This is a genomic window from Mycoplasma sp. 773 (genome assembly GCF_053851515.1).
In genome coordinates this window covers 1-22,228 of record NZ_JBSQAV010000001.1, presented here as the reverse complement: position 1 = coordinate 22,228, position 22,228 = coordinate 1, and the positions used below count along the sequence as shown (strand labels likewise).

The following is a 22,228-nucleotide window of genomic DNA, read 5'->3' as shown; positions in this document are numbered from 1 at the left end:
CATTATGATTTGGTTATTTGATAATAGTAATCAATCATTTTTGTTCTCAATTCAGGATTGAGCGGCTGATATGGTCTAAAATTTATGTCTTTGTTTTCTTTTATATCAAAAATAGAAATTGCTTTTTGATCTTGATTTTTATTGCTATCAATGAAATAAGTTTCTAATAAAAAGAACTTTATAGTCTTAAAACTAGGTGTGTAATTTATTACATCAAAGTTTGCAACATTTTGTAAATTTTCGTTTGAAAAGGCATTTCTAAAAAATCTATAGTATTTTTTATAAAATGATAAATCAATGTCTTTTAATGATTTGGCAATTTTATTTTTATCTTTTTTGTTAAAAAGATTTTTTTCTATTTCTTCTTCTGAAATCCCACTATTTTTAATTTCTTTATAAACATTATTTATGTATTTATTATATATTTGTTGGTAGCTTAAACTAACATCCCCAAAAACAAGGTTTTTTAGTGTTTCTAGAAGAGCGTCTGATTCTTTATCATCTGTGTCTTGTGAAATGATTCATGCATCAATATTTTTATATGTATTTTTAGGCCGAACAAACGATATATTATTACTTTGATTTAAATTTGCAAAGTTATCCTTTCCATAATAAGCATCAAGTGCATCACCATTATACATTATTGCAACATCAGCTTTTCCACGTGCTGGCTCAATTATGCCCGATACAATTTCCTGTCCATCAGTTATAAGTTTATTTCTTTTTGTGTCTTTTATATTGTTGCCAGTTGAAACATTGACAAATTTTGCAAAGTGATCAATAATATTTTTGTAGTTCTCTTTGTTTAAATCTTTTCATTTTCCGAATGAGTTTTTTTGGCTTCCATTGCCAATTAGATTTTTATAAAATTGACCAATCATGGCATTGTCAAGAAATCAATCAGTTCAGTAAAATTTTGGATTTTTATATTTTTTTGATAATGAATTTATTAGATCAAATCAATTTTTTCCGTCTTTAATATCACTAAAATCAGCATTTTCCTTAATATTATTTCTTGTAGATTTTGAAATTTCTGAATTTTCAGGATTATAGGCTATACCTTTGTCAAGAGTAAAATAAGGAATTAAAAATTCATAGAAATGGTCCATACCTTCTTTATTATCTGCTTCAAAGCCAATAACTTCCTTATCTTTATAATAAAGAAAAGGTTTAAAGTTTAACTTGTCAATTTTATTATTTGGATTAATTCTCTTTATTTCCTCTATTATTCAACTATCAAAAAAATCAAATTGTTTTTTTACGTCATTAGTATAAAGATTTAATATGATCTCTTTTTTATTTTTTGCATCATAATTAACATCAAAAACTTTTTTAAAATTAATCTTTTTTAACTTGTTTTCAACGATAAGTTGAGCTATTTGATAATCAGAATTTACCCCTGCTACAGCTTTTTTATTTTTTATTGCTCTTGTAAATTCATCAAGATTCTTAAATGTATGATATGAATAGTTTTTTTTGATCTTGTTAATAGTATTTTTATTAAGGTATGATTCATAGTTATAAATACTTATTTTATAAGGGTTGCTTATTTTTAAAAAAAGTATAATAATAAAAACTACAAAAATAATGCTGATTAAAATAAAGAGGAGTGAAAGCTTTAATTTATGAGTTATTTGAATTTTCATTTTAATATCCAGCTTTCTTAATTTTTTCCTCTTTATCCACTCAATCCTCATCAACTTTAACTCTTAAAAACAAATTAATAGGATGTTTTAAAACACTGGCAATTTTTTCTCTTGAAGACATTGAAATTGTTTTTATTTTTTGTGCCCCTTTACCAATTACAATACCTTTTTGTGATTCGCTTTTTACATAAATAGTAGCTGAAATTGTATACGGAATTGTTTCGCTATCATTTTCTTTAAATTCATCAATTAGCACAGCGATTGAATGCGGCACTTCATGATATAAATTTTTAATTGCATATTCTCTAATAATTTCTTTAGCTATAAATCTAAGAGAGACATCGCTTAATTGATCTTCCTCAAAAGGCAAATCATCTTCATAAGAATATTTTTTAATTTCATCAATTAAATCAATATAGGATTGTTTATAATCTTTGCCAATACCCAAAACGGTATTAATTCCTAAACTTTTTAATTCATGAGCTTTTTCATCTAATTTTATTTTGTTATCAATTAAATCAATTTTAGTTATTATTGCTATTATTTCGCTATCTGTTGTTTCCTTAATTTTGTTAATAATAAATTTATCGCCTTTTCCTATTTCTTCATTAGCTGGCGTTAAAAATAAGACAATATCAACAGCTTTCATTGTTTCATAACTTTTTTGATTTAGCTTTTCTGATAATAAGAATTCTGCCTTATGGACTCCAGGGGTATCAATAAAAATTATTTGGACTTCATCATCATTGTATATACCTTTAATATTATCTCTTGTTGTTTGGGCAACATTGGAAACTATTGCCAACTCAAAATCTAAAATGTTATTTATTAGCGTACTTTTTCCTACATTTGGTCTTCCTACTAAACCAACATAACAAATTTTTTTCATTTATAAACCTCATAAAAATTTTTATTAATATCTAGTGATGTTTAAACGTTTCATAATGTTTTCTACATGTGTATTCATAACTAAAGTTTCTGCTTCTGTTTGGTGGTCAAAACCAAAAAGGTGTGCAACTCCATGGGCAAAAATATAGCAATATTCTCTTTTTAAACTATGATTAAATTTTTTTGCTTGTTTTTTAATTTTTCATGGCGAAATAATTATTTGACCAAGCTCTAAATTTTCAAGAAAATCTAACTCATTAGCTGCTTCTAGTGGGAAGCTTAAAATATCAGTTGTATAGTTTTTGTTTCTATGCAAATTATTAAGTTTTTTCATTTTGAATCTATTAACAAAAAGAAGGTCAACAGACAAATCTTTTGTACTATTAAACTCTGCCTTTGCTTCATTGAGTATATTGCAAAAATCTTTCTCAAATTTAAACGTGCTAAAACTGTTATTTTTAATGGTTAATTTATTCATAAAAATAATTATAAATTAACACAAAAAAAATGAAAAAAATTTAATTTTATTTTTTTAGAAAAATAGTTGGGGAATTTTTTAGTAAAAATCTTTTATTATGGCTTGTTTCAATAATAATAGAATTTTCTTGTTTTTTGCATATTAATCTAGATATAAGTTCAAACATTTGCTGTGATAAAAATTCAAAACTTTCATCAAGCAAAACCAATTGATATTTTTTTATTAATAGAGGCAATAATTTTATAATTTGTTTTTGTCCCATAGAAAACTTATTTGAGTTTAAAAGTAGATTAGAAAATATATTTATATTTAGCGAATTTATAACACTGATGAAATCTGTATCTTTTAATATTTTTTCTTTTTCCTTATTATTAACATCTGAAAATAAATATGTATATAAATCTATGTTTGGCATATTAAATTCATTACCTGAAAAATAAATTTTTTCCTTAAATCAAGACTTATTTATCTCTTTGATTTCAATATTATTAAAAATAATTGACCCTTTGTAATTTAAATAAAAACCACTTAATAATTTAAACAAAGTACTTTTTCCGGAACCGTTTGGGCCTTGCAATTTCGCACCTTTATCAATAATAAAATTTAAATCATTAATTATATTGCGACGTTCAAATCCAAAGCAAAGCCCTTTGAATTTAATTGTTTTTAAATCTATTATATTATTAATAGAATTTCTTAATCTTGATTGTGGAATATTGATTATAAAATTTAATCTAGTTGAACCGTTCTTAAAAATTTTTCATCCTATAAAAAATTCTTGAAGATTATTGCTTGGTTCAGAAATAATTGTTTGTATTTGCAATATGAAAAATAATTGGCCTAGGTTAGATGTTTTTTGTAATAAAAAAAAGCAATAAATTATTATTGTTGCCATCAAATTTAAAAACCTTAAAATTAAATTTTTTATTGAACTTAATTTATTGATATTAAGATCATCATTTCTATAACTTTTTATATTGTTTAAAAAACTTTGTTTTTCAAGATTTTCTCACAGCATTAGTCCATAAGAATCTTCATTTTTTACTATAAACGAAAGTTTATTTATTTCTTCAACGCTTTTCTGTGTTAGCTTTTTTGATAAAAGGCTAATTTTATTGTTTATAAAATAGCTAACCAAGGTCTTGATTATATTAACAAGTATTACTATTAATATGAATTTTATTTTTACAAAAAATAATAAAGGTATAACTAAGATAATAGAAAATAAAAAGGAAGAGATAAAAGAAATCATAAACGATAAAAAACCGGCTATTGATTCAATCGACAGATATCTTAAGAGAATTTCATTCTTGCTAATTTTTAAAATTTGTTTGTATTCCGCTCCCTCAATGCTATTTATAAATTGTTCTTTTATTGTTGCTGATATTAAATTTTTTAATTTTGTTAATAAAAAATTATTTAATAAGGAAACAACAAGCAAAACCATTGAAATTCAAAAGAAAAACATTATTGTTTTTTGTCCTTCTGATATTTTTATTTGTTGAATACTTGCAAATATATTTTTATTAATAAATGAAAGTAAAAAATTTAAAAAGATAGTAATGAAACTAAATAGGACGCCAATGACTAATGACTTTAAATTAAGTTTAAATTTAAAAGAAAAAAACTTTTCATAAATATTTTTTTGATTACATTCTTGCTGTTTTTTAACTATTATAATTAGGCCAGTAAATTGTTTTTTAAATTGTTTAATCTCTATTTTTCTTTTTCCTTTTGTTGAATCTAAAGTAAATACAAAATTATCACTTATGTTTTCAATAATTACATAATGTAGAAAATTATCTATCTTTGAAATAGCAATTAATGGAAAAGAAGTTTTGAGTTTTAATATTTCTTCTCATTCAATTTTAAATGCTTCTGTATGGAGACCAATTTTACTAGCTAACAAACAAAGATTGGTAATATTAATCCCATCCTCAGAATAGGTTGATTCATATTTTAAAAAATTTATATCAACTCATTTTTTTCAATAAAATTTGTGTAATGATTGTAATACATAAAGTCCACAATCTTTAATATCTTCTTGGAACCGAATTTTCATATATTCAATTGTTTCATTATTTAATTTTAACTATGTCTAAATAAAGAAAAAAAAGAGAAATTCTAATTACTTAACAACATTAAAATTTTAAATTTTAGTAAAATTAATAATTATGAAAAAATCTAAAATTAAAAGAAAAATGTTAATTTTTTCTTTATTAGGATCATTGGGCGCGATCTTAGCTCCCTCTGTTTTATCAGCGGCTTGCACGTTTGATTTACCGGTTATATCAATTGTTGATGATCCAAATTTTGTTAGCATAAATGAAAAAGGAGAAAAAATAATTAAAAAACGTAGTGCTAGTTCATTTTACGAATTAAATTCAAAACGTTTATTTAATCCAATTAGCCAGTTTGATGATAAATATAGGCTATTCACAAATGATAGGAAATTAAATAATACACATGATACATCTCATGTTTATAAGATTAAACCTGATTTTCAGTTTTTAAAATTTGCTAATTTATCAGGTCAATATGATTATCGCCTTTTTTCATTTAGATATGATGAATTAGTCGCAAACATTCCTGGCGCTGCTATTCCCAAATATTCTCAATATAAACATAACCCCAAGGCAGTTTTTATTATGTTGTATTGAATTAGAAAAAATGTTGAAGCAGCACCTAATTTTATTAATGATGTTATTAGTCCATCAAAATCTCGATTTCCAGAATCTCGCCCTGAAATCGAAGAAGCACCATGAGCTTTCGTTAGAAATACTTCACCTTCGTTAAAAGGCTTTTGACAAGATGTTACTGAACCATTAGTTTTACTTTTTGAAGAGGAATAATTATGAAAACAATAAGAACAAGATATGCCCCAAGTCCAACAGGCTATTTACATATTGGCGGTGCTAGAACCGCTCTATTTAATTATTTATTTGCAAAACATTTTAATGGAACTTTTATTTTTAGATTAGAAGATACTGATGTTGCTAGAAATGTCGAGGGTGGGGAAGAGAGTCAGCTTGAAAACCTTGCTTGACTGGGTATAATACCAGATGAAAGCCCGCTAAAACCTAATAAAAAATACGGCAACTATCGACAATCTGAAAAATTAGCAATTTATAGAGACATTGCTAATAAGTTAATTGCCAAAGGCTTCGCTTATAAGGCATATGATAATTCGCAGGAATTAGAGCAACAGCATAAAGAACAAGAAGAAGCTAAAATTGCTTCGTTTAGATATGACCCTAATTGATTGAAAATTTCTGATGAAGAAAAGAAACGCAGGGATGAGAATAATGAATATTCAATAAGGCTAAGATTGAAAAAAAATACTATTTACGGATGAAGCGATTTAGTTAGAGGTTGAATAGAAGTTAATAGCGATGATATTGGTGATTTTGTTATTATTAAGAGCGATGGTTATCCGACATACAACTTTGCTGTTGTCGTCGATGATCACCAAATGGAAATTAGCCATGTTCTAAGAGGCGAAGAACATATAACAAATACGCCTAAGCAATTAGCAATATATGAGTCTTTAAATTGAACTCCTCCTGTATTCGGACATTTAACCATTATTACTAATATGGAAGGTAAAAAACTTTCAAAAAGAGATAAAACTTTGAAGCAATTTATTGAAGATTATAAGAATGAGGGATATAACAGCCATGCAATTTTTAACTTTTTATCTTTATTAGGTTGAACTTCCAAAGATAGCCAAGAAATAATGAGTCATGAGGAATTAATTGAAAAATTTGATCCAGAAAGGTTATCTAAATCACCTTCTAAATTTGATATAGTTAAGATGGATTGATTTTCAAAACAATATATGAAAAAAGTGGAAAACCAAGAAATTATAAAATTAATTAATTCACCATTTTCTGACGAATGAAACAATTTATTTGTTGAAACTTACAAGCAATCAGCGTCAACAATCAACGAGATCAAAAATAATTTAAAAATATATACCAAGCCAAAAGATAATACTACATTGGTGATATCCAATATAGATGTTGTAAAAACATTTAGTAAATTATTGCATCAAAATGATTTTGATATTCAAAACATTCAAATGTGTATTGAACACACAAAGCAGGAATTAAATGTAAAAGGTAAGGATTTATTTATGCCTATTAGAATTGCTGCAACATATGAGGAGCATGGACCAGAATTAGCTAAGGCTATCTATCTTTTTGGCAAAGACATTGTATTTGAAAGACTAAAAAAATGAAGCTAAAATATATCTTAATTTCAGAACAAGAAGGCGAAATATTAAGCAAAGTGGAGACTGATTTTGTCGATTTTAAAGAAAGTAATAGCACTGAATTTACACATATTGAATTTACTGATGAAAAAGTTATGGACTGTATTTTAGATATTAAAAACGATGAAGTAAGAATCTCATATGCCGGTCAATATTTAGAAATGAAGCAGAATGAATTTGTGCCCAATAAACTTATTGTTTCATTTGATCCAAAGAATAAGACAAATAACATTCAGCAAATTCATATTGATATATATTTAATTGAAACAAAAATATCTAATAAAGAAATATCATTTATGTATGATATTTTACAATCAAAAAAAATTCTTGTAAGAAACACTGTTAAACTAGTCTTTGAATAAACAAAAAATCTAATCGATAATTCCGATTAGATTTTTATTTTTTTATACTTAAAGTGGGAAACACAGGAATAAATTAAATGTGATTCCTAATAATTAGGGTTAATTTTAGAAATTCTACAATACCTTAAGAATGTGAAAATTAAAAACCTTGATTTTGAAGATAGTTTTAAAAAGTTGATAAGGGGATTTTGTATTTTTTTGATAATCCTTATGTAAAAAGAAACTATACACCGTTTTCAAATAAAACCGTTTTATTAAAATCTTTAAAGAAATCATCTTGTTTAGATAAAATTTTAAGATTTTGTCTGAAAGATTTTTCTTGGTTTGGATATAACTCTTTATTACTTCCATCTATTAAATTATGTTTTGGTCCATAGAATAAATCGTTGGAATTTTGAACTAAGAAAGTAAAGGCGCCTCATTTTGTTGTATCTTTAATGTTGGGGGTTAGTGCTGAAAGAGATGAATATATTCCAACAGGCATTCCAAATTCATTTACAGCAAGAGAACCACTTGCCCCATAATATAAACTGCTATTTAGAACTTGTGCCTGTACACCGATGCCATATGATATGGTTTTTTCAGATAATAGATTTTCAACTGGCGCACTACTTAAGAAGCTTTTATTTGTGAAAGTGTAATCTTCGATTTTTATGTTCTTAGGATAGTTTTTTCAGAAGTATTGATTATTTCCACTATCATTATCAGAAGGGAAACCTGCTATATATATTCTTTTTGCATTTGGACTTAAAATTTCATTTTCGCTATCAAGGTTTTTATATTGTTCCTTGTGAAGATAGGCTGAGTAGTAGTCATATGTAATATAGGGAACTTTTGATTTATCATGGTTAGGATATTGCTTTGATGAAAATAATGTTACATCATTATTAATGCTGTTGATGCCTTTATTAATATGTTCTAGTAATTTCTTTAAATCTTGATTTGTTTCGGCTTGTTTTTTAAGTTCGTTGAATTTAATTTTTATAGCAAATACAGCAAAGTCTTTTCCGATTCTTTGGGTTTTATTGATATTAGGTTGATAGTTTGGGTGCTTCTTTAATATTTCTTCATTTGTTTTCTTATCAAAGAAGTCCGTTGCGACAAAAACAGTTTTTGGATTTGAAAAAATTTGATCTCCAACAAGTTTTACATCTCTTACACCATTTTTATATTTTTGATCATTTGAATTTATAAAATAGCTAACAATATTTTCGTTGCCTTCGTGTTTTCCTGACTCGATAGGTTCTAAATTAGCATCACCCAGAGGTATGCCAATACCAAATGAAACAACTCTAGCATCTTTTTGCTCTTCGCTAGTAAAATATTCCGGAAACGTTTCTTTTAATTTATTGTCTAATGCATTGTATGCATATTGATATACATGAGCATTTGTTGCTATATATAACATTAGTTCTTCAGAATTTTCAACTCCATTTTTTCAAGCATAATCAAGTATTCAACCAGTTCCAGTTGATAAGAAAGGAATTTCATCTTTATCTCTTTTTCCATCATCAAGACTTTGCGTAATGGTATTAAATGAAATAGCAAAAGATCTGTCTAATATTTTTCTATATGCTTCAGTTTGTTTTATCTCTAACTCCGGTTTATTAATTGCTGGTTTTGGTTTTTGCAATCCTGGGAAGTTTGGCGGTATTATAGGGAATTGAGGTATTTGCGGGGTGCTATTGTCTTTTTTACTATGCGGATTTAATGGATTTTCCCGCGAAGATTGCTCTTTAGAAATTTCGGGTTGCTTAGGTGTTGGCAACGGTAACGGAATTGGTTCTTGGTTTTCTGGCTTTTTGTTTGAATTTATAGAATCAGTATTTGTATTATCATTATTTTCTTTTTTGTTATCATCTTCAGACTTCGGTTCATGGTTTGGTTGTTTAGTTTCGATACATGAAGTGGTTAACAGTGCTAATGTAGGAATTCAACTAAGTAATAATAATTTCTTTTTCATATTGCTCCTATTTTTACTTATTATTTTTTACAATAATTTTATATTATTTTTTCTAATAAAATAATTTAGGTTTCCTTAATTTGGCTAATCTTATTTTTTTACACAATAATTAATAAAAATATTTTAGTATTTAAAAATTATTTAAATAAAAACATAAGTATGCTCTTTTTTAAAAAAATAAAACATAATTTTTTGTTGTATTAAAATATGTGTTATGAAATCAATAATAAGAAAATCTTTATTTAATAAAAAATTAAGTTTTTTATCGATCGGGTTATGCATAGCAATTAGTCCTGTTTTGATATCATGTGCTAATTCTAATAAAATAGATGATAGTCAGCAACAAAAACCTATGTTACTTAATGCTTCGCAACTATCAAGCATTAGAAATGAATTTGTTTTTAAGTTATCTGATGAAGCACAAAAAGAATATAATGCCGAGCAAGATAATGCAATGGCGAGATTTATTCAAGTAATAGAAAAGCTTAACAAAAAATACAATAATAAGAAACATGATGATGGCGATAAGATTGCTAATGATGTTGAATTTAAAAAGTATTTTTTTCTTCATAAACCCGATATAACAAAAGTTAGCAAATCTCATCGGATTGATATTAGATTTAAGGTTGATACTATTACGAGACAGATCGATTTATTTTATGATGTAATTTGTTTTGATTTACGTGTTAACGAGGAAGTTAATGCCAAAATCCCAATGGAAATTGATTAAGTTTTTTCTCTTAAGTTTTTTATTTATTTTAATAGCTTGCAGTCAATTGGGCTACAAGCTATATTTAATATTTTTTTAGACCTATAGTAGAAGTTAAAAGAATTCTTGTTGGTTGTTTTCTTCAAGATTAGAAATTATTAAATCAATATTAACGTCAAGATTTACATGGTTGATATTGTCATAAATGAAAATTTTTGCCTTGTGATATTCATTTAAGAAGTTTTTAAGTTCTTGTTTCTTTATCATGTTTGATATTTGCGCTAGTTTTTCTTTTAAGGCAATCATTAAATTTTTAATTGGTATTTTTTTAGCTGCGTAAATGTTATCAGCAAAATCCTTGTTATAGATATATTGTTTAAAATCATCATCTAGTTTGCTAGTATATTGATCTTTTGCCAGTTTTTTTAAGTTATCATTATCAAATTTGAATTGTTCCAAATAAAAATTAAGATTTGATAGAGATTTAATAGCTGAATTAAATAGATTGTAAAAATCATCAAGCAGTCTTGAAAAATCATTGAGTAATTTAGGATTTTTGTTATGTCAAAAAGAATTGTAATATTTTGTTAGCCCATCTTTATTTTGACTTATGCTTTGCTCTTCAATTAATTCTTTTAGTTTATCTTTGACTATATCATAGTTTTCAAAAAAGGTATAGTAAGCATAATTAAAAGTCCGCATTGTTTTTTTTATTTCTAAAGCAGTTTTTGTTATTTTTTTATCAAATTGTATTTCTAAGGGATTGAGATCTTCATTTGCCTTAAAACCTTGTACATTTTTTGACGATTTTATTTCGATGCCGCTTGTTGCGTTGCATGAGATAGTTAGTAACCCGATTGAAGGAATTAAAAGGGAAGCTAAAATATTATATTTTTTCATTATAGTGTCCTTTAGAAACAATTGTAAAAACTGGTGTTTCGTTACTAAACTCAAATAAATTTTTTACTTTCATATCTATATAATAAAAAGGTTTTTCACCCTTGTTTTTGTAAAGAAAATCTTTTTCTGAGTTAAATTTGTAAAAATAAAATTTTAAAGTAGTTTCATCTCCAACGGTTTCATTTTTGGCTAATTCTATCTTTTTGATTCCGCTATTAAGATTTGAATTTTGAATTTCGAGAGCATATGCAAGAAGGTAATTGTTCAAATAAGCAGTTAAGAGTTTTAATTGATCCTGTGTATTGCTATTCGGATTAACAATGTGTTTTTTTCAATTTATTAAGGCATAATTTATTAGCGAATTAAATAAGGGGTTATTAACAAAATCATCTAGTTTTATGCCGTTGAAGGTTGGTTTTTTTTCTTTTCTATATATTGCATAGTCACTACTTTCTAATTTATCAACAGCTGCCAGCTTAGTTGATATAGCCTTTAAAAAGTGTCCATGGTCGTCAAAGTTTGAACTTAATAATACATAGTCTTTTGTTGTTTTATCTTTTTTAAAAACTCTAATAATCATTTTGATTAATTGGCTAGTTTCATAGTAATTTGTAAATTGAATATCTATTACTTTATATTTTTCATCAATATTTTTATATATCTCTGGAATATCGAATTCTAGGTAATCTTTAAAATTAGAAAATAAATATACCAAACCTCTCGAGTTTCAATAATCGATGCTATTATAGCCTTTGATAAATGAATTTATATCCTTTCCTAGGTTTATGTTTTCATTTTGTTTTATGATTAAAAATGGATTTTTTACATAATCATTAAATAAAGGTAGTGTTTCGCTAAGACCATTATTGCCAACACCGAACTTTTGTTCAGTGGCATAATTTCTAAAACCATTAATATAAAAGGTTTTATTTTTAATTGCATTATTTATAATGCTTTTATCATCAAAATCAATAATGTCTTCAATTTGAAAACTAATAAAACTTTGGTTTGAAAAATCATTTTCCTGAACTCTTGCCTTTGTTCAATCTATGTTAATTTTTTTAATATTAAGATCAAATTTATTTAAATATAAAATAAGAAAATTAATAAATGTATTTCTAAAAATTTCATTTTTAGGCCTTAATCAAGAACTGGCTTGAATGAATTCATTGTTAAAAATATTACGCGTAATAAAGGCTTCACCCGCTTTGTTTAGAAGGGAATTTTTATTCATTAATCCACTGTTTGTTTTTATATCGTTAACAAGGCGAAATATTACTGTTTGAAAATCAAAAAAATATGGATCATAAACACGGTAATAATCTGTATCTTTGTTTTTGTTAGCAAGGAAATAAAATCAAAGGTTAGAATATCCTCCTGCTTTTCTTATTTCCTTAAAGTCATATTGAGTAAATAAGTCATCAAAATTTTTAAAAGTAGAGTTATTTGTCCGTTCTATTTTGTAATTATCATATTTGGTTCTTATTTGTTTTCACGATTTTTGCAATTTGAATTCTGGTTTAAATTTGAGAGTGAGGTTAAATTCTAATTCATTGTTATTTGTAACCTTTTTAACTTGACCCAAATATTTTAAATAAGTTTTGCTAGATTGATTTTGATTAATAAAAATGGGTTCAAAATTGTGTAATGATGCTAGTTGTTGAGCATTTAGTTTTGTTAAGTATTTAGTGTTAATTTTTGATTCATCAATTAGAATTTTTTGTTGTCTTGCGCATGATATAGAAATAATTGGAAGCGCTAAACTTCCAATTATTCCGGCAAGTATTAATTTACTTGTTTTCATATTATTTATCAATAGGTAGTGTTAAATCTACAAAACCATGCCCTTCAGTTTGCTTTCCATCCAAACATTTAATTTTAAAGAAGTAAAAAATATTTCTTTTTTCGCTATTATAACCGAAGTAGCATTTTACATTATGGTTTCCAGCAAAATATTCTAAATTAGGAATATAAACTCTTATGTATTCATTAAAATCTGCATTGCGTAAGTCTTCAGGTGTAAAAAAGAATTTATCTTTATCATCTGAATCTTGATTTTTAGAGAATCATTTTATAATTTTTTCTCATAAACCATTAATATATTCATCTCTTGCAATATCATCAGTAAGATTGCTATACTCATCCCTAGCCTTGTCAGTCATAGTGAAGTTAGCGTTAGCAATTGTATCATTTACTTTAGCTCGCAATTCTTCCCCAATTAAAGAACCATCGCGATTAATAGAAGCATCAATGCTATTGCTTTGTTGAACGCCGCTATCTTTTTCTTGTTTATTTGTAGTTTGACTGCAGCTAGTTAGCAAAATAGCTCCTGTAATAATGGGCGTTGCAGATAAAAAAAGTTTCAATATAGTCTTCTTCTTTTTAAATGTTTTCATAATTTAATACCTCTTTTAACATAATTATAAACTTTTTAGAAAAGATATATAAAAAAATAAAACACTGAAATTTTGGAAAATATGCATTATTTATTAAAGCGTAACTAGATTATATTTGTCAAACTGTTAATATTTTTATTATGTAAATCTTATATCAGGAAACGAATATTGCTTAATTCGATTAAGAAATTTGTATCATGCTTTTTTTAAAAGATATCTTAATTTTAATTGAAAAATTGTTATTATTAATATATTTATTATAAATATTTTTTTGTTTAATCTGGTCGATTTTGTGTATAAAAAAATAATATAGTTTAAAATATATTTATATTTTACAAATTGCTGAATGTTATTTTGTACAAATATAAAACAATTTAAGAAAGGAAATAGTTTATGAAACGTTCAATTAAGGGACTAATTGCCATGGGGGGGGCACTAACTGGCATTGCACTACCAATAATGGCAATCTCATGTTCAAATCCAAATAATCCAAAATCCACTGATGAAGTAGGGCTAAGAAATACATTTACAAATTTCTTGACTACTGTTCATGGTAGAAAAGCAGGAGATGATAATAACTTTAAAAAAACGTCATTAGCGACAACAACTCTTAAGTACAACCCTAAAAAACTTTTGAATGATGGAATAAAGTTAGAAAAAGATAAAAGATTAACAACAGAAATAGTTGAAAAGAATTTACTATACAAATTTGGCGAAAAAGTAGATCAAAAAGTTAATAATTATGGTAGCTATTATGCATATAAATATTTAGTTAAAGAAATCGCAGATATGGGTTATACTAATTACACTCCAAATGGAATCACATATCCTGAATATGCTCATGCAAGAACTGTGCAATACGATGAAACCAAAGATAAAGCAATAGTTGATTCAATGAAGCAAAATTTAAAGAATGATGGCTTCTTTACACAAGGTTTTTTATTTGCAAATAATGGATACAATAATGTGGGTAACAATATTGTGGTAACAATTAACCCAAGTGCTAAATTAACTGATAATGGTAAAAGAAAAATTAAAGATTTTTACATTGTTTCTCATTATGACTCAATGAATAATGTAGGACCAGAAGGTATTTCATGAGGTGCAACTGATAATGCTACCGGTGTTACTGTTAATTTAAATTTATTAAAGTATTTCTCAGATCCTAAAAATAGAGATAATCTAAGTGTTAGATTACATTTAATTTTTGTTGATGGTGAAGAGCTTGGAAAACTAGGTTCAGAAGCATTCGTAAAGCAATTCTTAACTGGCGAAAAAAATGAATTACGCGATAATTCTTTAGGAATGATTAATATGGATACAGTTGCAGGCGGTGATTATATGTATATTCACTCTCCTAATACTGTTGATGATTTGAATGAGGAGTATGGCAAGGTTAAAAAGGATGAATGAAATTTATCTCCATTACTACGTAACCACATCAATATGCTTTCAAAAGAAAGAGCTAACAAAATAAAGGATGCTGATCAAGAATTAAAAATTCATCCGCAATTTGTTAAAACCGAATATAAAGAAGGTGAAACTGGAGACTGATCAGACCATGCTCCATTCTATCAAATCGCTAAATTACCAGTGGCTTATGTTGAATCAACAAACTTTGCAATTAAGGCAAAATCAGGTTTATATGATGGTTATGCTCAAACTATTAATCCTAAGGCTTGAGTATTAAAAAACGGTAAAACAATAGAAAAATTAAAAGAAAGAAAATTGGAAAATGGCCAAATTGTTCATGATTGACCTGATGGATTAAAGAAAGAAGATTTTGCGATCCTTGGAGATATTTGACACAGTGATTTAGATACTCTAAAATGGGTTAATGATAACATTGGTCCAAAATTTTATAAACAACTAGATACTGTATTTCAAACTTTAAAGGCAACAGTAACATCATTACATAAAATTGAAGGAAATAACTTTAGTTACATTAAGCTATAAGCTAAAAATCTTTGTTTTCAAAAAACATTGCCTAATTACTAAGCAGGTAATGTTTTTTGTTTAATTTTTTGATGTATACTTGTCTTAATTTTGAATAATGATTTACTAAAATAATGTATTATTTTATTTATGTTCAATTGAAAATACGTGTGAGTTAATTTAATAATTTTAATACTAGGCTACTTAATTGGCTCGATTAATATTAGCATAATTATTTCAAAAAGAAAAAAACGTGATATTAGAAATTTTGGTTCAAAAAATGCAGGTGCGACAAATGCTTTAAGAGTCTTTGGTTTTAAATTTGCATTACTTGTTTTTTGCTTTGATATTTTTAAGTCTTTTATTCCCACAATCATTGTTTTTGCTATCAAAAAAGGAGTAAATAGTAATTTTATAATTCCTTTATTTGCAGGTTTGGGAGCATTAATAGGACATATTTTTCCTTGTTACTTTAATTTTAAAGGCGGCAAAGGTGTTGCTTCATTTTTTGGAATGATTTTGGCATTTGATTTTCCAACATTTTTATTGCTTGTATTGGTTTATATAACCTTAGTTTTAATCATAAGATATATTTCAATTTCATCCGTGGTTATATCAATTATTTTTGCTTTTTATTCATTTATTCCTTATTTTTATACATCTTGAATTCTTTCGTTTATAAACCATAATATTCCACTATGATCACATAGTTACATTTTAGTTTTTGCTTCTATATTAATTTTGTTGAAACACATTCCAAATTACATTAGATTATCAAATAAAGAAGAAAAGAAACTTAACTTATTTAGTAGTAAAATTAGCAATTAACTTTATAAAGTGCTAAAATAGTGCTAAAATATATATTATTAAATTTTAAGGAGGTGTTTTTTGTTTTATGGAATTAAAGGCACGCCACATAGAAATTTTTAAGATGATTGTTGAAAAATTTTTTGAGACAGGAGAACCTGTTGGATCTAAAAAATTAGTTGAATCAAAACACTTGACTTCTTCATCTGCAACTATTAGAAATATTATGTCTGATCTTGAAAAGATTGGTTTTCTAGAAAAACCGCATGTATCTGGTGGGAGAATACCTTCAACTAAAGGCCTTGAATACTATACGAAATATATTGCATATAATCCAAAGAAGTTTTTTAATAAAAGTTTGAGTGATATTCTTGTAAAGAAAAGATTGAGTGTAGATTCTACATTAGATGAAGCTGCTAATTTGATTAGTAAAATGGCACATTTTACTGTTGTTGCAACCTCCAATAATAAAGATGAAAAATTAAAAAGTATTCAATTGACACCTCTTGATACGTCTTCAGCAGTTATTGTTATTGTTACCAGTAGTGGTAATGTGCAAAATAAAATTTTTGATTTTAGCGATGATATTGCTTTAAATGATTTGAGAATTGCCGTGCGACTATTTAAAGAAAGACTAATTGATACGCCTTTAATTGAATTGGCTGAAAGAGCTAAGGCTTTGTTACCTTTATTTAAAGAAAGAATAGGCAATTATGAAAAAATATTAGAAAAGTTTGTAAAAACTATTTTCGTTTTTGAAGAAAAGATTCAAAATAAAACCTATAACAAAAACGCAATGATTTTATCAAAAGATATATCTCGTGAAGAATTGGTTGACTTATTAGATCTCATCGAAAAACATTCGGTATGATCAATGATTGAAAATAATTTGGATGAAGACAATAAAATTAAGCTTGATTTTTCAAGAGAAAATTTAAATATTATTAGTAAAAAAATTGACTTTGAGAACGATAAAAATATTAAGGAAATCTCAATTATGGGTCCTAAAAATATTGATATTGATGAATCATTAGAAACGTTAGACATATTGGCAAAAATAGTGCAAAAAGGAGATAAATAATGTGAGATTTTAAAAAATACGAAAAAGTAAATTTTGAGCTATGTGAGAAAGAAAATCACAAAGAAAAAATAACACACTTTTCATACGTTTGAGATTATGATGATGTTGATCCTATTATTAATGAAATATTAAACAAAGGTAAGAGTGAAGCTGACGATTTACTTAGTTATAGGATTAAGAAAAAAAGTTATGTTCTTAAATTGGTTTCAGTCGTTGGCCTAGATGATTGAACAAAAAAATTAATTGAAAAAAATATCATTCTTACAAATGAACTTTCAGAAAAAAAAGATAGAATTAAATCTTTGGAGGAAACTATCGAAAAAATTAACAACGAAAAAGAGGAGTTAAGAGTTAAATCAATAATCGAAGCTAATAAATTTAAGGATGAGGTTATTGCAATTCAAAAGAAGGCCCAAGACTTAATTAGTGATCATAAACAAAAAAATAATGATCATCAAGAAAAACAAATTGCTGAAGCAAAGAAATATGCGCTTCAATCTTTTATGGAAAATATAATTCAACCTATAAATAATTTTGAAAAAGCAATTCTTGCTGCTAAAAAAATTGATAATGATACATTGAAAAATTTTATTGTCGGATTTCATATGTTATATAATCAGGTTGAAAATATTCTGTTTGATTTTGGATTGAATAAAATTATTCCAAATGTTGGTGATAAGTTTGATTCTAATATTCATCAAGTTTATGAATTGGTTGCATCAGATTTAGAAAAAGATACAATTTTAGAAGTAAAAAATATTGGTTATAAACTAAATGATAGAACTATTAAACCGGCATTAGTTATTGTTTCAAAATAATTCGCTATTTTTTCCTAAATTAGCAAATAAAAATAATAACGTAAATAGAATTTAATAAAATGAAATGAGGAAAAAAATGCAATTACCTTTTATACCAGTTAAGAAGCAGATAATACTGCCACAATCAATGGATGAAATAAGAGTGGGAAAGAAAAATTCGGTTCTTGCCTTACAAAGTGCATTGGATAGTAAGGAATCTAATAATAAGATATTAATAACTTTTATTAAGGAACAATATATAAATGCCGAAGTAATTACCTCTTCGTCAATGCTAGAAGATTATGGCATTGTAGCTCTTATCAAAGAATCATCGGAAAATAAAGGTGTTTATAAAATAAGCCTTGATGCAGATAAAATTGTTAAAATTAATGAAATTCATTCGTCTGATACCAACCCGGAAGCACCGCTAATATATGCTTCATTTGAATACAAAAACGAAAAAGGGCAAAAGGTCGATATTGAAAAAATAAAAAATTCTATTGAATACTTAAATAATTTTGTTTTAAAACTTGAACCGCAAACAGATAAAAATTTTTCGTCAATTTCTAAACAGGTATTTAACTTTGAAAAAGTCAAAGATTTTGCAATGCAAATGAATTCACTGGTTAAATATAACAAGGAAGAAAAAATCGATGAATTGATATGAAAAAATTTTGCAATTATTAGAGAAGCCTTTACTCGAGATGAACTATTAGGTTTTTTGTCTTTAGATATTTACGATCTTATTAAAAATATCGCCGATAGATTAGCTTGAAAAAAAGAGTCAACAAATATTGACATAGAAATAACTAAGAAATTAAATGAAGAAATGGAAAGCTCACAAAGAGATTTTCTTCTTCGTGAAAAGATGAAGCAGTTAAGACAAATGCTTAATGATGAATCACAAAATAATGCCGAAAATATGGAAAAAGACCCAGAAACTAGCCGCAAGTTTCCTAAATATGTAATCGAAGCATTGAAGACTGAACAAGCTCGCTTGGCTGCCATGATGGCTTCGAGCCCAGAGGCAAATATCTCTAAAACATACATTGATTTAATTTTGGCATTACCATGAAGAAAAGTAAGCAAAGAATTAATTGATATAAATCATGTTAGAGAAGTCTTAAATAAACACCATTTTGGACTTGAAAAACCAAAAAAGAGAATTTTAGAATTTATTTCAGTTCTTACTCACAAACAAAATCAAAAAGAAACTGGTGATTATTTGCCTATTAAAAATGATTCTGACCATTTTATTGATACAAAATTATTCGTTCATAAAACTGGTGATACCTTGAATAATCCAGTTAATAATATTCCTATTTTAACCTTGATCGGTCCTCCAGGAACAGGAAAAACCACATTAGCAAAATCCATTGCAGAAGCTTTAAAAAGAAAATTTATCAAGGTATCGCTTGGTGGTGTAAAAGATGAAAGTGAAATTAGAGGGCATAGAAAAACCTATGTTGGGGCAATGCCTGGGAAAATTATCTCCGCTATTAAAAAGGCAGGTGTTTCTAACCCAGTTATTCTTCTTGACGAAATAGACAAAATGTCTTCTGATTTTAGAGGCGACCCAACTAGCGCTATGTTGGAGGTTCTTGACCCTGAACAAAATGCTAATTTTCAAGATCATTATCTTGACCTTGAATATGATTTATCAAAGGTTTTATTCATAGCTACTGCCAACTATTTTGATTCGATCCCACCTGCATTAGTTGATCGTGTTGAATTACTAGAATTGTCAACATATACCACTGCCGAAAAATTAGAAATAGCTAAAGCACACTTAATGCCCAAAGTTTTAGAACAGAATTCGCTTAAGGAATCGCAAATCCAAATTGATGATGAGATTATAAAATTTATAATTCTTTCATATACAAGAGAAAGTGGTGTCCGTGAGCTTAAACGTTTATTAGATAATATAGCTCGTAAAATAGTTGTGAAAATATTAGATAATGAAATTAAGGATGAATTTAGAGTTTCTAAAGATGTTGTTGTTGATTTCTTGGGCCCAATTAGATTCGAAGATGATGAAAACGAAAATAGAGATCAAATCGGTGTTGTTAATGGCCTTGCATATACAAGCTTTGGCGGCTCTACACTAGCTATTGAGGTTACTACATTTCCGGGCAAAGACGGGATAAAATTAACCGGTCATTTAAAGGAAGTTATGAAGGAATCTGCGCAAATTGCCTTAGGTTATGTGAGAGCAAATGCTGAAAAATTCGGAATTAATTTTGATTTTGATAATAAGGCAATTCACATCCACGTACCAGCGGGCGCTATTCCAAAAGACGGACCATCAGCCGGTGTTACATTTACTACTTCTATAATTAGCGCGCTAACTAGAAAACCGGTTCCCGCAAACATTGGTATGACTGGCGAGATAACGTTGAGAGGTAAAGTATTACCAATTGGTGGACTGAAAGAAAAATCATTAGCTGCATGTCAATTTGGAATTAAAAAAATATTTATTCCATATGACAATATTAAAAATTTAGTTGATGTACCAGAGGAAGTTAAAAAAGAAGTTACTTTTGTACCTGTGAAGTATTATGAAGAAATATTTGATGATATCTTTAAGACAAAATAATTAGAAAAAAACCTGCTTTAAAGCAGGTTTTTTTATTGTTTATTTTATGTTAACTAGATGCTTTAATGTTCTTATATATTGATTAACAAACGACGATTCGTTATCATATCATGCATAAACTTTGTATAATTTTTTGCCATCAACTTCTAATGCTTGAGTTAATTGAGCATCAAATATTGAACCAGCGGTTGAACCAATAATATCACTAGAAACAATAGGATCTTCAGTATAGAAAAAAGATTCTGAACTTGCATTTTTCATTGCCTTATTAATTTCCTCGACAGTTGTATCTTTTTTAAGTTCAACAGTAACATCGATAATTGACCCTGTAATAGTTGGAACTCTTAAAGCAATACCATTCATTTTACCCTTTAGCGTTGGGATAACCTTACCTATCGATTTAGCCGCACCTGTTGTGGTTGGAATCATATTTGAGGAAGCAGCTCTCGCTCTTCTTAAATCTGAATGAGGTGCATCTTGTAATCTTTGGTCTGCAGTGAATGAGTGTACAGTGGTCATGAAGCCTTTTTCAATACCGAATTCATTTTCTAAAACATTTAGAACAGGTGCTAGACAGTTTGTTGTACATGAGGCCCCAGAAACAACAACATCGTCTTTTGTTAAAATATTTTCATTAACTGAATAAACTATAGTTTTTACATCCGCACTTTTTGAAGGGGCCGTAATTAAAACTTTTTTTGCTCCAGCATTAATATGCAGTTGGGCTAGTTCAGTTGTTAAGAATCTACCTGTACCTTCAACAACCACATCGACTGCCAATTGTTTTCAAGGGAGTTGAGCCGGATCTTTTTCACTAAATATTGGAAACTCTTTACCCTCCACAATTATTGATTTTTCAGTGTTTGAAACACTAAATGGAAACACGCCGTGAGCTGTATCGTATTTTAATAAGTGCGCTAATGTTTTAGCATCAGTTAGGTCGTTGATTCCAACAATTTCAACATCTGCATCATTTCATATTTTTCTAAAGATTAAACGGCCTATTCTACCAAAGCCGTTAATTGCTATTTTTGCCTTCATTTTATTTATACTCCATAAATAATAAAATAATTAATTTAATATTAATAATTATAATTCTAAATAATTCTAAAATAACTTAAAAAAACAAAATATTAGGGATTTTTATAATATAGATAATTCCTTAAATTGTGTTATATTCTTAAACATTAAAATTTAACAAAATTAGCAATTTTGTCTTAAAAATTATAAATTCTATATTTTAAAAGAAAAAAATATTTTGTTTTTTGTTATTAAGTATTTTATTATTACAAATAATTATTTTTCAACTTAAATTAAGCTCTAAAAAAAAAAAAAAAAAAACATTTTTTAACCCAAAAATTAATTATTTTTTTAAAAAAAGCGCTTAAAATAAGCAA

Annotated in this window: 18 protein-coding genes; 9 read left to right on the top strand and 9 right to left on the bottom strand. The window is 26.9% G+C overall.

Translation table 4 applies throughout. The features are described from left to right. Positions 1-2: 2 nt before the first annotated feature. Genes ACWXVJ_RS00090 through ACWXVJ_RS00075 form a run of 4 tightly spaced genes read right to left on the bottom strand, consistent with a single transcriptional unit; the run spans position 3 to position 5,074 of the window. Positions 3-1,646: a hypothetical protein gene (locus ACWXVJ_RS00090; protein ID WP_455965920.1), complete on the bottom strand. Its 1,644-nt coding sequence runs from the start codon at positions 1,644-1,646 to the stop codon at positions 3-5. Between the two features lies 1 nt (position 1,647). Further along, positions 1,648-2,535, bottom strand: coding sequence for a GTPase Era (gene era / locus ACWXVJ_RS00085; protein ID WP_444704880.1), 888 nt, complete (start codon positions 2,533-2,535; stop codon positions 1,648-1,650). A gap of 24 nt (positions 2,536-2,559) precedes the next feature. Continuing rightward, a complete protein-coding gene (ybeY, locus tag ACWXVJ_RS00080; RefSeq protein WP_455965918.1) occupies positions 2,560-3,012 on the bottom strand; it encodes an rRNA maturation RNase YbeY in 453 nt (150 codons plus the stop codon). A gap of 46 nt (positions 3,013-3,058) precedes the next feature. Next, a complete protein-coding gene (locus ACWXVJ_RS00075) occupies positions 3,059-5,074 on the bottom strand; it encodes an Mbov_0121 family peptidase domain-containing ABC transporter (RefSeq protein WP_455965916.1) in 2,016 nt (671 codons plus the stop codon). Between the two features lie 112 nt (positions 5,075-5,186). Between ACWXVJ_RS00075 and ACWXVJ_RS00070 the strand changes: the two genes are divergently transcribed. From ACWXVJ_RS00070 to ACWXVJ_RS00060, 3 genes are read left to right on the top strand one after another with little or no spacing between them, the layout of a single operon-like run. Further along, on the top strand, positions 5,187-5,864 hold the full coding sequence (locus tag ACWXVJ_RS00070; protein WP_438340479.1) for a hypothetical protein: 678 nt from the start codon (positions 5,187-5,189) through the stop codon (positions 5,862-5,864). Positions 5,865-5,866: 2 nt separating this feature from the next. Further along, positions 5,867-7,258: a glutamate--tRNA ligase gene (gene gltX, locus ACWXVJ_RS00065; RefSeq protein ID WP_455965914.1), complete on the top strand. Its 1,392-nt coding sequence runs from the start codon at positions 5,867-5,869 to the stop codon at positions 7,256-7,258. Beyond that, positions 7,249-7,647, top strand: a complete 399-nt coding sequence (locus tag ACWXVJ_RS00060) for a hypothetical protein (RefSeq protein ID WP_438340477.1) — start codon at positions 7,249-7,251, stop codon at positions 7,645-7,647. The genes gltX and ACWXVJ_RS00060 overlap by 10 nt, the downstream gene beginning before the upstream one ends. A 223-nt stretch (positions 7,648-7,870) precedes the next feature. Here the strand turns inward: ACWXVJ_RS00060 and ACWXVJ_RS00055 are convergent, their stop codons facing one another. Beyond that, on the bottom strand, positions 7,871-9,610 hold the full coding sequence (locus ACWXVJ_RS00055; RefSeq protein WP_455965912.1) for an MIP family Ig-specific serine endopeptidase: 1,740 nt from the start codon (positions 9,608-9,610) through the stop codon (positions 7,871-7,873). A 214-nt stretch (positions 9,611-9,824) separates the two neighbouring features. Between ACWXVJ_RS00055 and ACWXVJ_RS00050 the strand changes: the two genes are divergently transcribed. Continuing rightward, positions 9,825-10,340: a hypothetical protein gene (locus ACWXVJ_RS00050; RefSeq protein ID WP_455965910.1), complete on the top strand. Its 516-nt coding sequence runs from the start codon at positions 9,825-9,827 to the stop codon at positions 10,338-10,340. Between the two features lie 93 nt (positions 10,341-10,433). On the opposite strand, the gene ACWXVJ_RS00045 is transcribed toward ACWXVJ_RS00050, so the two are convergent. From ACWXVJ_RS00045 to ACWXVJ_RS00035, 3 genes are read right to left on the bottom strand one after another with little or no spacing between them, the layout of a single operon-like run. Then, positions 10,434-11,219 carry a hypothetical protein gene (locus ACWXVJ_RS00045; protein ID WP_455965908.1) on the bottom strand — a complete coding sequence of 262 codons (786 nt, stop codon included), beginning with the start codon at positions 11,217-11,219 and terminating at the stop codon, positions 10,434-10,436. Further along, on the bottom strand, positions 11,206-13,023 hold the full coding sequence (locus ACWXVJ_RS00040; RefSeq protein ID WP_455965906.1) for an MAG3240 family lipoprotein: 1,818 nt from the start codon (positions 13,021-13,023) through the stop codon (positions 11,206-11,208). The genes ACWXVJ_RS00045 and ACWXVJ_RS00040 overlap by 14 nt, the downstream gene beginning before the upstream one ends. Position 13,024: 1 nt before the next feature. Continuing rightward, a complete protein-coding gene (locus tag ACWXVJ_RS00035) occupies positions 13,025-13,615 on the bottom strand; it encodes a hypothetical protein (RefSeq protein WP_455965904.1) in 591 nt (196 codons plus the stop codon). A 393-nt stretch (positions 13,616-14,008) separates the two neighbouring features. On the opposite strand from ACWXVJ_RS00035, the gene ACWXVJ_RS00030 reads away from it, so the two are divergent. The 5 genes from ACWXVJ_RS00030 to lon all read left to right on the top strand — a co-directional run bounded on the left by ACWXVJ_RS00030 (position 14,009) and on the right by lon (position 20,831). Then, entirely contained in the window at positions 14,009-15,571 is a 1,563-nt protein-coding gene (locus ACWXVJ_RS00030) for a M28 family metallopeptidase (protein ID WP_455965902.1), read from the top strand. A gap of 129 nt (positions 15,572-15,700) precedes the next feature. Next, complete coding sequence (gene plsY / locus ACWXVJ_RS00025) at positions 15,701-16,378, top strand: glycerol-3-phosphate 1-O-acyltransferase PlsY (protein ID WP_455965900.1); 678 nt, start codon at positions 15,701-15,703, stop codon at positions 16,376-16,378. 67 nt (positions 16,379-16,445) lie between these two features. After that, the gene (hrcA, locus tag ACWXVJ_RS00020) at positions 16,446-17,438 is read left to right on the top strand and encodes a heat-inducible transcriptional repressor HrcA (RefSeq protein WP_438340469.1); all 993 of its coding nucleotides are present in this window, start codon (positions 16,446-16,448) and stop codon (positions 17,436-17,438) included. Further along, on the top strand, positions 17,438-18,256 hold the full coding sequence (locus tag ACWXVJ_RS00015) for a nucleotide exchange factor GrpE (RefSeq protein ID WP_438340468.1): 819 nt from the start codon (positions 17,438-17,440) through the stop codon (positions 18,254-18,256). The genes hrcA and ACWXVJ_RS00015 overlap by 1 nt, the downstream gene beginning before the upstream one ends. A gap of 64 nt (positions 18,257-18,320) precedes the next feature. After that, positions 18,321-20,831: an endopeptidase La gene (gene lon, locus ACWXVJ_RS00010; protein WP_438340467.1), complete on the top strand. Its 2,511-nt coding sequence runs from the start codon at positions 18,321-18,323 to the stop codon at positions 20,829-20,831. Positions 20,832-20,870: 39 nt separating this feature from the next. Here lon and gap read toward each other — a convergent pair whose 3' ends face one another. Then, a complete protein-coding gene (gene gap / locus ACWXVJ_RS00005; protein ID WP_444704865.1) occupies positions 20,871-21,872 on the bottom strand; it encodes a type I glyceraldehyde-3-phosphate dehydrogenase in 1,002 nt (333 codons plus the stop codon). Positions 21,873-22,228 lie beyond the last annotated feature (356 nt).